The 11,814-nt window shown below is 72.6% G+C and carries 10 protein-coding genes; 2 read left to right on the top strand and 8 right to left on the bottom strand.

The features are described from left to right. Positions 1–38: 38 nt before the first annotated feature. Positions 39–776, bottom strand: a complete 738-nt coding sequence (locus BJ981_RS21850; RefSeq protein ID WP_184613222.1) for a helix-turn-helix domain-containing protein — start codon at positions 774–776, stop codon at positions 39–41. A 98-nt stretch (positions 777–874) separates the two neighbouring features. Further along, the gene (locus BJ981_RS21845) at positions 875–3,445 is read right to left on the bottom strand and encodes an FtsK/SpoIIIE family DNA translocase (protein WP_184613221.1); all 2,571 of its coding nucleotides are present in this window, start codon (positions 3,443–3,445) and stop codon (positions 875–877) included. Positions 3,446–3,656: 211 nt separating this feature from the next. Here BJ981_RS21845 and BJ981_RS21840 point away from each other — a divergent pair, with 211 nt between their 5' ends. Continuing rightward, positions 3,657–4,598 carry a PfkB family carbohydrate kinase gene (locus tag BJ981_RS21840; RefSeq protein WP_184616305.1) on the top strand — a complete coding sequence of 314 codons (942 nt, stop codon included), beginning with the start codon at positions 3,657–3,659 and terminating at the stop codon, positions 4,596–4,598. Between the two features lie 12 nt (positions 4,599–4,610). Here the strand turns inward: BJ981_RS21840 and BJ981_RS39290 are convergent, their stop codons facing one another. The 6 genes from BJ981_RS39290 to dapA all read right to left on the bottom strand — a co-directional run bounded on the left by BJ981_RS39290 (position 4,611) and on the right by dapA (position 10,545). Beyond that, positions 4,611–5,375, bottom strand: coding sequence for an IclR family transcriptional regulator (locus BJ981_RS39290; protein WP_184613219.1), 765 nt, complete (start codon positions 5,373–5,375; stop codon positions 4,611–4,613). Between the two features lie 43 nt (positions 5,376–5,418). Beyond that, on the bottom strand, positions 5,419–6,201 hold the full coding sequence (locus BJ981_RS21830; RefSeq protein ID WP_184613217.1) for an IclR family transcriptional regulator: 783 nt from the start codon (positions 6,199–6,201) through the stop codon (positions 5,419–5,421). Between the two features lie 62 nt (positions 6,202–6,263). Beyond that, positions 6,264–7,031, bottom strand: a complete 768-nt coding sequence (locus BJ981_RS21825) for an NAD-dependent epimerase/dehydratase family protein (protein WP_204070032.1) — start codon at positions 7,029–7,031, stop codon at positions 6,264–6,266. A gap of 67 nt (positions 7,032–7,098) precedes the next feature. After that, positions 7,099–7,701: a DUF402 domain-containing protein gene (locus BJ981_RS21820; RefSeq protein ID WP_184613215.1), complete on the bottom strand. Its 603-nt coding sequence runs from the start codon at positions 7,699–7,701 to the stop codon at positions 7,099–7,101. Positions 7,702–7,750: 49 nt separating this feature from the next. Then, the gene (locus BJ981_RS21815; RefSeq protein WP_184613212.1) at positions 7,751–9,436 is read right to left on the bottom strand and encodes a ribonuclease J; all 1,686 of its coding nucleotides are present in this window, start codon (positions 9,434–9,436) and stop codon (positions 7,751–7,753) included. A gap of 194 nt (positions 9,437–9,630) precedes the next feature. Beyond that, entirely contained in the window at positions 9,631–10,545 is a 915-nt protein-coding gene (dapA, locus tag BJ981_RS21810; RefSeq protein ID WP_184613210.1) for a 4-hydroxy-tetrahydrodipicolinate synthase, read from the bottom strand. Between the two features lie 470 nt (positions 10,546–11,015). Here dapA and BJ981_RS21805 point away from each other — a divergent pair, with 470 nt between their 5' ends. Beyond that, positions 11,016–11,756, top strand: a complete 741-nt coding sequence (locus tag BJ981_RS21805; RefSeq protein WP_184613208.1) for a GntR family transcriptional regulator — start codon at positions 11,016–11,018, stop codon at positions 11,754–11,756. Positions 11,757–11,814: the final 58 nt, after the last annotated feature.

Below are 11,814 nucleotides of genomic sequence, written 5' to 3'. Positions count from 1 at the left end.
CCGCCGTGGTCGCCCCGGCCGCGCGCGAGCGGCCCCGGTCAGCGCGAGCCCGGCTCCTCGGGGCCGAACGACTTGTGGACGAGCTGGCCCAGCTTCCCGGGCACGCCGATGTGCTTGCCGTTGACCTCCAGGTCGACGCCGCCCGCGTTGCCGATCGTGACCCGGACCTCCTTGCGCGCCTTCCAGGTGGAGGTGCGCCCGGCGGGCAGGGTGCCGCGGAACATCTGCTTGCCCTTGCTGTCGCTGACCTCCAGCCAGGACGGCTTGGTGGCCTTGACCTGCAGGGTGACCAGATCGCTCCCCCGCTCGGCGACCTTGGCGGCCGCCGAGGGCTTGGACGAGGGGGCGGGGGCCTTGGGGACGCCGGCCTTGGGGTCGGGGGCGACGGGCTCGCCGGTGCCGCTCATCACGCGGGCGACGCCGAAGACCGCCACGATGGCGAGGGCGATCGCCATCGCGGTCGACCAGTTGGGGCTGCGGCGCTCCCGGAGTTTGATCGAATTTTCGGCCTGGAAGACCGCCGCCGCGCGCACGGGCCGGGGAACGCCGCCGTGTTCCTCGTCGAACTGGTGCACGATCGCGTCGGGATCGAGCCCGAGGGTCTTGGCGATGTTGCGGACGTGACCCCGGGCGTAGAAGTCGCCTCCGCAGAGCGAGAAGTCGTCCCGCTCGATGGCATAGATGACCGTCTCCCTGATACGCGTGCGGCCGCTCAGCTGAGCGACCGTCATGCCCGCCGCGTGACGTGCCGCGGCCAGCGTCACTCCAATGCTCATACGTCCCCCTCGCCGTGCACTGCGCTACGCGCCCGTATTCCGACGATGCGTAGTCATTCATATTCAACCAGTAACCGAGGGGATCGGTGGCGGAGGGGTCACTCTCCCCGCAAGTCGGCGAGCAGCCCGGGCAGTTCGTCCGGCTTGACGAGCACTTCGCGGGCCTTGGAGCCCTCGCTCGGGCCGACGACGCTCCTGCTCTCCAGCAGGTCCATCAGGCGCCCGGCCTTGGCGAAGCCCACGCGCAGCTTGCGCTGGAGCATGGAGGTGGAGCCGAACTGGGTGGTGACGATCAGCTCGGCGGCCTGGACCAGCAGGTCGAGGTCGTCGCCGATCTCCTCGTCGATCTCGCGCTTGGCGGTGGCCGCCGCGGCGACGTCGTCGCGGTACTCCGCTTGCATCTGGGACTTGCAGTGCGCGACGACCTCGTGGATCTCCTTCTCGGAGACGAAGGCGTTCTGCAGGCGCATCGGCTTGCTCGCGCCCATGGGCAGGAACAGCGCGTCGCCCTGGCCGACGAGCTTCTCGGCGCCCGGCTGGTCGAGGATGACCCGCGAGTCGGCCAGCGAGGAGGTGGCGAAGGCGAGCCGCGAGGGCACGTTCGCCTTGATCAGTCCGGTGACGACGTCCACCGAGGGGCGCTGGGTGGCGATGACCAGGTGGATGCCCGCGGCGCGGGCGAGCTGGGTGATGCGGACGATGGAGTCCTCGACGTCGCGGGGGGCGACCATCATGAGGTCGGCGAGCTCGTCGATGATGACCAGCAGGTAGGGGTAGGGCTGGTAGACCCGCTCGCTGCCCGGCGGGGGCACCAGCTTGCCGGCCTTGACCGCCTTGTTGAACTCGTCGACGTGCCGGAAGCCGCTGGCCGCCAGGTCGTCGTACCTGCGGTCCATCTCGCCGACGACCCACTCCAGGGCCTCGGCGGCCTTCTTGGGGTTGGTGATGATCGGGGTGATCAGGTGGGGGATGCCCTCGTAGGACGACAGCTCGACCCGCTTGGGGTCGACGAGGACCATGCGCACCTCGTCGGGGGTGGCCCGCATCAGGATCGAGGAGATCAGGCCGTTGACGCAGACCGACTTTCCCGCACCGGTGGCGCCCGCGATGAGCAGGTGAGGCATCTTGGCGAGGTTGGCCACGATGGTGCGGCCCTCGACGTCCTTGCCGAGGCCCACGATCATCGGGTGGTGGTCGGCCTGGGCGACCTGGGAGCGCAGCACGTCACCGAGGCTGACCAGGTCCTTGTCGGTGTTCGGGATCTCGACGCCGATCGCGGACTTGCCCGGGATCGGGGACAGGATGCGGACGTCGGCCGACTTGACGGCGTAGGCGATGTTCTTGGTGAGCGCGGTGACCTTCTCGACCTTGACGGCGGGGCCGAGCTCGATCTCGTAGCGGGTGACCGTCGGGCCGCGGGTGAAGCCGATCACCTGGGCGTCGATGGAGAACTGTTCGAGCACGCTGGTGAGCGCGTTGACGACGATCGTGTTGGCCTTGGTCTGCGGCTTGGGCGCGGTGCCGGGGCGCAGCGTGCCGACGTCGGGAAGCTCGTAGGGGCCCGCCTGCGGGGACAGCACGAGCTGCTCGACCTTGCGCGGCGCGGGCGAGGGGTGCGGGGGCTCGGGGGCGGGCCGCGGCGGCGCCTCCTCGTCGGCGGGCTCGCCGGCCGGCTCGTCGACGAGGCCGGGGACGATCTCCGGGGAGTGGTCCTCGCGCCCGGGCCTGGCGCCGGGCGCGTCGGCGACCACGGGGGTGTCGTAGGGCCTGACGTGGTCGCCCGTCTCCGCCTCGTCCTGGGCCTCCTTCCCCTTGGCCCCCTTGCGCGGGCGGCGGGCGGGCTTGCCGGTCTCCCCCGCGGGCTTGGCGCCGCCGTCCGGGGACTTCTGGAAGAGCATGTGCCGGATCTCGGCGAGCCGCTCGGGCACGCGGTGCACCGGCGTGGCCGTGATCACCAGGACGCCGAACCCGGACAGCAACAGCAGCAGCGGGATGGTCACGAAGGCGGGAAGGATGCTGGAGGGCGGCGCCGAGACGATGAACCCGATCATGCCGCCCGCCGCGGACACCTGGTCCATGCCGTCGGTCTTGGCCGGCCCGGAGGGGTAGGGGGTGGCGTGCGCGACGTGGATGACGCCGAGCAGGCCGGCGAGCAGCGCCGTCCAGCCGATGATCATGCGGTTGGTGTCGGCGTTCTGGTCGGGGTGCCTGAGCAGGCGCCAGGCCACCAGCGCGAGCAGGATCGGCACCGACCAGGCCAGCGAGCCGACGGCGCCGCGCAGCACGGCGTCCACGACGGAGGCGAAGGTGCCCTGGGTGGAGCGCCAGGTCATCGCGGCCAGGGCGATGGCCGAGCCGAGGACGGCGAGGCCGAGCCCGTCGCGGCGGTGGGCCGGGTCGAGCTCGCGCGCCTGGTCGCCGAAGGCGCGCGCGGCGGTGCCGATGCCGTTGGCGACGAGCAGCCACACGCCGATGAAGAGCTTCCCGATGACGACGAAGACCCAGCTGATCGGGTCCGGCGGCGAGGACGCGGGGCGGCGCGCCTGGCGGCCCTGCGTGCGCCCCCCTGTGGCCCGCGCGCCCGATGGCCGCTTGCCGGAGGCCGGGCGGGGCGACGTGGACCGCTTCGCCGACCCTTTTGGGGTGCTTTTCGACGTACGGGTGGCCATGCTACCGAGGGTACGCATGAGGCGGCGGCAGGCCGGGGAGGCGCGCCGCGCACATCAACGTTCTATGTATTGACGCTCAATTCCATGTAACGGAATGGTAGAGCGCGATGCCGCACCGCCTCCGGCGACCACCCCGCACCCCGGCATCGTTTGCATAACGTAGAATCCAATTCCATTACATGGAACCAGGAGGAGTCCGTTCGTGGATGTGATGGTGGTCGGAGAGCCGCTCGCCGAGTTCTCGGCGCCCGCTCCGCTGACCGAGGCGGACGCCTTCCGGCTGTCGTTCTCCGGCGACGCGCTCAACGCCGCCGTCGCCGCCGCCGCGACCGGCGCGCACGTCGCCCTGGTGACGCTGGTGGGGAACGACGAGTTCGGGGAACGGCTCATCGCCTTCGCCGCCGCCCGCGGGGTGGACACGCGGTGGATGCTCAAGGGCGACGGCTCCACCGGCGCCTACGCCGTCGGGGCCGACCCGAGCGGCGAGCGCGCGTTCGCGTACATGCGCTCCGGCAGCGCCGCCTCCCGCATGGGACCCGCCGACGTGGCGCGCGCGCCGCTCGCCGAGACCGCCGTCCTGCTGGTCAGCGGCATCACCGCGGCCCTGTCGGAGTCGTGCGCCGCGGCCGTGCTGCACGCCGCGCGCGCCGTGGACGCCGCCGGGGGCAGGGTCGTCTACGACCCCAACTACCGGGCACGGCTCACCGGCGCCGAGGAGGCCGCGGCGGCGCTGGAGGCCATCGCCCCCGCGACCGCGCTGATGACCCCCTCCTGTCCCGGCGACAGCCTCCCCCTGCTCGGCACCGGCGACCCGGCGGAGACGGCCCGCGCCTGCCTGGAGCGCGGGGCGCGCGCCGTGGCCGTCACCCGCGGCGCCCACGGGGTGCTGCTCGCCGGCGGCGGCGCGGCGCCCGAACGGATCCCCGCCGTCCCCCCGGCCGCGATCGTCGACCAGACGGGGGCCGGCGACGCGTTCGCGGGCACGGTCGCCGCCCGGCTCGCCCTCGGGGACCCGCTGCGCGACGCCGTGCGCGCCGGCACGGCCGCCGCCGCCGTCAACCTGGAGGGCCAGGGGGGCACCGGACGCGTGGCGACACCCCGGGAGATCGAACGCCTGCTGGACGCAAGGACGCCCGGCCCGGTCGCGCCCTGACCCTCTCGCGGGTCAGCGGGCCCGTGCCGCCGCGGGCGCGCCGAGGGCGGTCGAGACCTCGCGGGCCGCGGCGGCCACCTCGGGGCCCAGCCGTTCCAGCGCGCCGCGGTCCATGTCCATCGCCAGCGTGGAGATCGAGATGCCGCCCAGCACGCGGCCGGTGTGGTCGAACACCGCCGCGCCGACGCAGCGGACGCCGGGCTCGTTCTCCTCGTCGTCCACCGCGTACCCGAGGTTCCTGACCTCGCCCAGGTGGGCGAGCAGCTCCTCCACCTCCGTCAGCGTGGCCGGCGTGCACCGGGCCAGGCCCGTGCGCGCCGCCAGGGCGCGCACCTCGTCGTCGCCCAGCTCCGCCAGGACCGCCTTGCCGATCGCCGTGGAGTGCAGCCGCAGGCTCATGCCCACCCGCGAGGGCATCTGGTAGGGCCTGCGGCCCTCAAGCTTCTCGACGTAGACGGCCTCGTCGCCGCCGAGGATGCCGAAGTGGGTGGTGTAGCCGGTGCGGTCGTGCAGCGCGCGCAGCGCGGCCGACGCCTGCCGCGAGGGGTCGAACCGGCTCATCACCTTGCCGGCCAGGGTGAGGATGCGCGGCCCCGGCTCGTACCCGCCGTTGCCGTCCGGGCGGGCGAACCCCCACTCGACCAGCGACTGCAGGATGCGGTGCACGGTCGACTTGGACACCCCCGTCGCCGCCGCGATGTCGGTGACGCGGTGGTGCTCGGCGATCGCCTCCAGCACCGCCAGCGCCTTGTCGATGGAGCTGCCTTCCCTGACCACGTGCTGAGCCTACTAACAGCGGCCGCTGCGGGGAGCTGCCCGCTCAGCGCGCGCGCACGGCCCCGCGGGCGGCCAGCTCGATGCGGTCGCGGGCCTCCAGCAGGCAGGCGGCGATCTCCTTGTCCCTGCCCGTGGTCAGCCGGGGCACGGGCACCGACACGCTGACCGCGTCGCGGGGCGGCCGCGCGACGTCCAGGGCCACGCCGAAGCAGCGCAGGCCGTCGACGCTCTCCTCCCGGTCCACCGCGTACCCCCGCCTGCGGATCCGCCGCAGGTCGGCCGCGAGCCTGTCCCGGTCGGCGATGGCGTGCCTGGTCGGACGGGGAAGCTCGGCGGGCAGCAGCCGCGCCACCTCCCCCTCCTCGCGCGCGGCGAGGATCGCCTTGCCGAGCGAGGTGGTGCTGGCGGGCAGCCGGGCGCCGACCCGGGTGACGGGCCGCAGGGAGTGGCGTGAGGCCCGGGTGGCCAGGTAGACGACGTCGAAGCGGTCCAGCCGGCCCAGGTGGACGGTCTCGCCGGTGGCCTCGGCCAGCCAGTCGAGCGCGTCGCGGGCGAGCTGGACCACCGGGTCGCCGTCGATGTAGGTGGCGCCGACCAGCAGCGTGCGCAGGCCCGCGCGGTACAGGGTGCCGGTGGCGTCGGTCTCGATCCAGCCCAGGTCGGCGAGGGTGCGCAGCAGCGCGTGCAGGCTGCTCTTGGGGTAGCCGAGCCGCGCCTGCAGGTCCGGCAGGCCGTGCAGGCCCGGGTTGCGCGCGAAGAAGTCGAGCATCTCGACGGTGCGCACGGCGGACTTGACGTGCGGCACAGAGGTCTCGCGCTCGATCATGCCGGTCCTCCTCGCCGCGCCGTTCCGGTCCATTGTCACCGCGGACGCCGCGTCGCGCACGGTCAGCTCTCGACGACCCGGCCGCCGACCCAGGCGTACTCCGGGTCGCCGGGGTCCAGCTCCGGCAGCTCCCCCGCGTACGCCTCGGCGTCGTCGCGCGGCTCGTAGCCGAGCGCGCGTCCCGCCGACAGGTCCCACCAGTTGCGGGTGTTGGCCGACACGCCCCAGACCGCCGCGTAGGTCAGGTCCGGCGCGGTGAGGCAGGCGTGCACGAGGCGCACCGCGTCGGCCGGGCTGAGCCAGGTGGACAGGGCGCGCGGCAGCGGAGGGCGCGGCGCGAACGTGCCGATGCGCAGCGAGGCCACGCGCATGCCGTACCGGTCGGCGTAGTAGCGGCCGAGCGCCTCGCCGTACGCCTTGCTGACGCCGTAGTGGGAGTCCGGGGCGACCGGGGTGTCGGCGGGGAGCAGGTCCGCGCGCGGGGTGAAGCCCACCGCGTGGTTGCTGCTGGCGTACACCACCCGCTCGGCCCCGGCCAGCCGCGCGGCCTCGAAGACGCGGTAGGTGCCCTCGATGTTGGCGGTGAGCAGGTCCTCGTGGGACGCCGATGTGGAGGGGATGCCGGCCAGGTGGACGACGGCGCCGACCCCCTCCATGGCCCGCGCCAGCACCGCCGGGTCGGTGACGTCGCCCGCCACCGCCTCGTGCGGGCCGCCCTCGATCGGGACCCTGTCGAGAAGCCGCAGCGCGTGCCCGTACGCCGGGAGTCCCTCGGCCAGGCATCTGCCGATACGACCCGCCGCGCCGGTAACGAGAACTCTTTTCGCCATGCCCAGATTTATAGCGCGATCTTCGCGCGCGGACGGCTCCCGGCACCCCCTTAAGGGGTACGGGCCGTCACAGCACCTCGGCCAGCCAGCGCTCGTGGGCGCCCCCGAACGGAGGGTCGCGCCGGTCGATCGCGGCCATCAGCCGGTCGGCCGAGCGCCGCGCCTCCGCCACGACGTGCTCGGGGTACCCGTAGCGCACCCGGTGTTCCAGGAACTCGTCCTCGTCGTCGACGAACAGCCGGCCGTCCTGCATGAGCAGGACGTCCAGGTCGAGGTCGGCCATGGTCACCCGGTCGCCGTCCCAGCGGGGGACGGTCGTGATGTCGCAGTAAATCGCGCACTTCCAGGCGCGGGAGTTGAACGTCGCGGTCCACCAGGCGTCCCGGGGGAACAGCATGACGAACGCGTGCTCCCAGACGACCGGGGGCTCCGAGCCCCGCGCGGTGGGCGTGCCCGGCGGGCAGCCGAGCCACACGCCGTGCTCGTCCTCCCCCAGCCGCCACGCGTCGTGGTGCCAGTGGAGCGAGCCGTCGTACTTGGTGAAGACGACCTTCACGGCGGTGCCGGTGACGCCGGTGACGCCGTCCGCGGAGGCGGAGGCGCGCACCGGCGCGTCGGCGGGATGTCCCGCGCCGTCGGGCGTGTCGGCGGTCCGGAGGTTCTCGGGCATGCGGCGGCTCCTCGTGCGCGGTTCGGGGGCACGAGAAACCTACGCCGCGTCAGACCTCCACGACCACCGGAATAATCATGGGCCGGCGGCGGTAGGTGTCGCTGACCCAGCGCCCCACGATGCGGCGGGTCACGCGGCGCATCTGCTGCAGGTCGGCGACGCCGTCGGCCGCCGTGTCCTCCAGCGCGGACTCGATCAGCGGGATCACCGAGTCGAACGCCTCGATCTCGATGCCCGACCCGCGCGCGTAGATCTCCGGCCCGCCGGTGACCTTGCCCGTCGTCGAGTCGACCACCACGACCACCGAGATGAAGCCCTCGTCCCCGAGGATGCGGCGGTCCTTCAGCGCGACGTCGGTGACGGCGCCGACCGAGGAGCCGTCGACGTAGACGTAGCCGCACTGCACCGCGCCGGTGACCCGCGCCCTGCCGTCCACCAGGTCGACCACCACGCCGTCCTCGGCGATGACGATGTGGTCGTCGGGGACGCCGGTCAGCGCGGCGAGCTTGGCGTGGGCGCGCATGTGGCGCCACTCGCCGTGCACCGGCATGAAGTTGGACGGCTTGGTCAGGTTGAGGACGTACAGCAGCTCGCCCGCGGCCGCGTGGCCGGAGACGTGCACGGTCGCGTTGCCCTTGTGGATCACGCGGGCGCCCCAGCGGGTGAGCCCGTTGATGACCTTGTTGACGGCGGTCTCGTTGCCGGGCACCAGCGAGGACGCCAGCACGACGGTGTCGCCCTCCGCCACCCGGATCGGATGGTCGCGGTTGGCCATGCGCGACAGCGCGGCCATCGGCTCGCCCTGCGACCCCGTGCAGATGAGCACGACGTCCTCCGGCGGCCACTCCTCGATCTCGCGCGAGTCGACCAGCAGGCCGGCCGGCACCCGCAGATAGCCGAGCTCGCGGGCCACGCCCATGTTGCGGACCATCGAACGGCCGATCAGCGCGACCTTGCGGCCGTTCTCCTCGGCGGCGTCGAAGATCTGCTGCACGCGGTGGACGTGCGAGGCGAAGCAGGCGACGATGATGCGCTTGGTCGCGCTGCGGAACACCTCGTCGATCACCGGGCCGATGGTGCGCTCGCTCGGCACGAACCCGGGGACCTCGGAGTTGGTGGAGTCCGACATCAGCAGGTCGACGCCCTCGGCGCCGAGCCGTGCGAAGCCGCCGAGGTCGGTCAGCCTGCCGTCCAGCGGAAGCTGGTCCATCTTGAAGTCGCCGGTGTGCAGCACGATGCCGGCGGGGCTGCGGATGGCGACGGCCAGGGCGTCGGGGATGGAGTGGTTGACCGCGAAGAACTCGCACTCGAACGGCCCGAACGGCCGTCGCGTCCCCTCGGCGACCTCCACCTTGACCGGCTGGATGCGGTGCTCGGTGAGCTTGCTCTCGATCAGGCCCAGGGTGAGGCGCGAGCCGACCAGCGGGATGTCGGCGCGCTCCCGCAGCAGGTACGGCACGGCGCCGATGTGGTCCTCGTGGGCGTGGGTCAGCACGACGGCCTCGATGTCGTCGAGCCGGTCCCTGATGTAGTCGAAGTCGGGCAGGATGAGGTCCACGCCCGGCTGGTCGGGCTCGGGGAACAGCACGCCGCAGTCGACCACCAGCAGGCGGCCGTCGAACTCGAAGACCGCCATGTTGCGGCCGATCTCACCGAGCCCGCCCAGCGCGACGATGCGCAGACCGCCCGCCGGAAGCGGCGGAGGCGGTCCAAGCTCGGGATGCGGATGACTCATGCTCTACCCCCGTCCGTGCCGGCCCGCCGCCCGCGCACGGCTCCCTCGCCGAGCCGTCCGGCGCTCTGCGGACCGTATTCGTTATATCCGTGTCTCAAACCCTTTGTTCCTCCCACCGCGCCGGTGCGCGGCCTGTTGCGGTCTTGCTCCGCCCGCGCGGGCGGTCGCGATGTGCGGCCCGAGGGCGCCGGGCGTCAGCCGGGGAGCTTGACGCCGCCCGCGACGAGGTCCTCTCTGAGGGCCGCGATCTCGTCGGCGGTGGCGTCCACCAGCGGGAGCCGCACGGGCCCCGCGTCCCTGCCGAGCAGGGCGAGCGCCGCCTTCGCCGTGATCACGCCCTGGGTGCGGGTCATGACGCCCGCCACGACCGGCAGAAGGCGCCGGTTGATGTCGCGCGCGCCGTCGACGTCCCCGGAACGGTACCGGCGGATCATCTCGGCGAGCTCCGTGCCCACGACGTGCCCCACCACGCTGACGAAGCCGGCCGCGCCGAGCGACAGCCAGGGCAGGTTCAGGGCGTCGTCGCCCGAGTAGAACGTCAGGCCCGTGGCGGCCATGACCTGGGCGCCGGCGAACAGGTCGCCCTTGGCGTCCTTGACGGCGACGACGCGGGGGTGGACCGCGAGGCGCGTCAGCGTCTGGCTGGAGATGGGCGTGCCCGTGCGGCCGGGGATGTCGTACAGCATCACCGGGAGGCCGGTCGCGTCGGCGATGGCGGTGAAATGCCGGTACAGCCCCTCCTGCGGCGGCTTGTTGTAGTACGGCGTCACCGCGAGCAGGGCGTGCGCGCCCGCGCGCTCGGCGGCCTTCGCCAGCTCGACCGAGTGGTGCGTGTCGTTGCTGCCGGCACCGGCCACGACCGTCGCGCGGTCGCCGACGGCCTCCACGACGAGGCGGACGATCTGCTCTTTCTCCGCGTCGGTGGTGGTCGGGGACTCTCCGGTCGTGCCGCTCACGACGAGGCCGTCATTGTGCTGCTCGTCGACGAGGTAGGTCGCCAGCCGCTGGACGCCTTCGGCGTCGAGTGCGCCGTCGGGGGTGAAGGGGGTGACCATGGCGGTCAGCATGCGGCCGAAGGGCGCGTCGGAGGTTCCTGTTGGCGATGCCATAGAGGGAACGGTACCCGGATCCGAGGGGACGGTGGACCCCGCCACCCCGGTTCTCCATGCCAGGAGTGTTCGGTGGGATGTGTAGGGCTTTGCCAAAGGTTGCCGGGACATGGATAGAGGCCGCCGATATGTGCTCGGGGGTACACACATCGACGACCTCTGTCGTGTTATCGACGGGGCTTACGGGGGTGTTACACGCCTCTGCGGAGAATTTTCCGATCGCTCCGGCCGCCCGCTCGCCGGCGTCCCCGGCGCTTCGGCGATCAGCGCGCCCATCAGGGCACACGGCTGCGCAGGTCACCCCCTGTTCCCTCCGGCCGGGGCCGCGTCCGCCCACGGCGCCACGACTCACTGTCACCACAGAACCACATTTGGTAAAGTTGGCGCTCCAAATCCAGCCCGTTACTCCCCGTTGTCTCATGATTACGGCAAGATAAGAAAACGATCTCGAACGCCCCAGGGATGGTCGGATGACTGGCAACGATCCGGTGTACCTCCGTGTTGTGGAAGAGTTGCGGGCCCAGATAGTCGACGGCACCCTGCCGCCCGGGGCGCCGATCCCTTCGCGCGCGCAGCTCACCCAGCGTTTCCGCGTCGGCGAGACCGCCGCCAGGCACGCGCTGCGGGTGCTCGCGGCCGAGGGTCTGATCATCGGCAGGGTCGGCTCCGGCCACTACGTCCGCGAGAAGTCCGTGCTGTATCCCCTGCAGCGTTCCCGCCACATCGACCACGACGCCCCGTTCGCGGCGGACATGCAGCTCGGCGGACACCGCGCGACCTGGGACTGGCGCAGCGAGCCGGTCAAGGCCGACCGCGAGATCGCCCGGCGCCTGCGCCTGCAGCCCGCCGCCCCCGTCGTCCGCACGCGCTACGTCTTCCGCGCCGAGGGCAGGCCCATGCAGCTCGCCACCTCCTACGAGCCCGCCGAGCTGGGCAAGGGGCAGGCCGTCGCGGAAGAGGGCTCCAACGGCCGCAAGGGCCTGCTGGCGCGCATGTCCGCCGCCGGTGTCAAGATCACCGACATCCGCGAGAGCGTCCACACCCGCGTGCCCCAGCCCACCGAGAGCGACCTGCTCGACCTTCCCACCGGGGTGCACGTCCTGCACGTCGAGCGCACCCATTGGTCGGGCGACCGCCCGGTCGAGACCAGTGACGTCGTCGTCCCCGGCGACCGTTTCCGCCTCGTCTACTCCGTCCCCCTCGGCGCCTGACCTGTTGGCGGCGCGCCCTGATCGGCCCTGACCGGCCCGCAGGGGTTCCCGTACATTC

Origin of the sequence: Sphaerisporangium krabiense, from assembly GCF_014200435.1 — a bacterium.
In the GTDB taxonomy this organism is placed as follows: Bacteria; Actinomycetota; Actinomycetes; order Streptosporangiales; family Streptosporangiaceae; genus Sphaerisporangium; species Sphaerisporangium krabiense.
The sequence above is the reverse complement of the archived record's forward strand: the minus strand, read 5'-3'. Positions and strand labels throughout refer to the sequence as shown.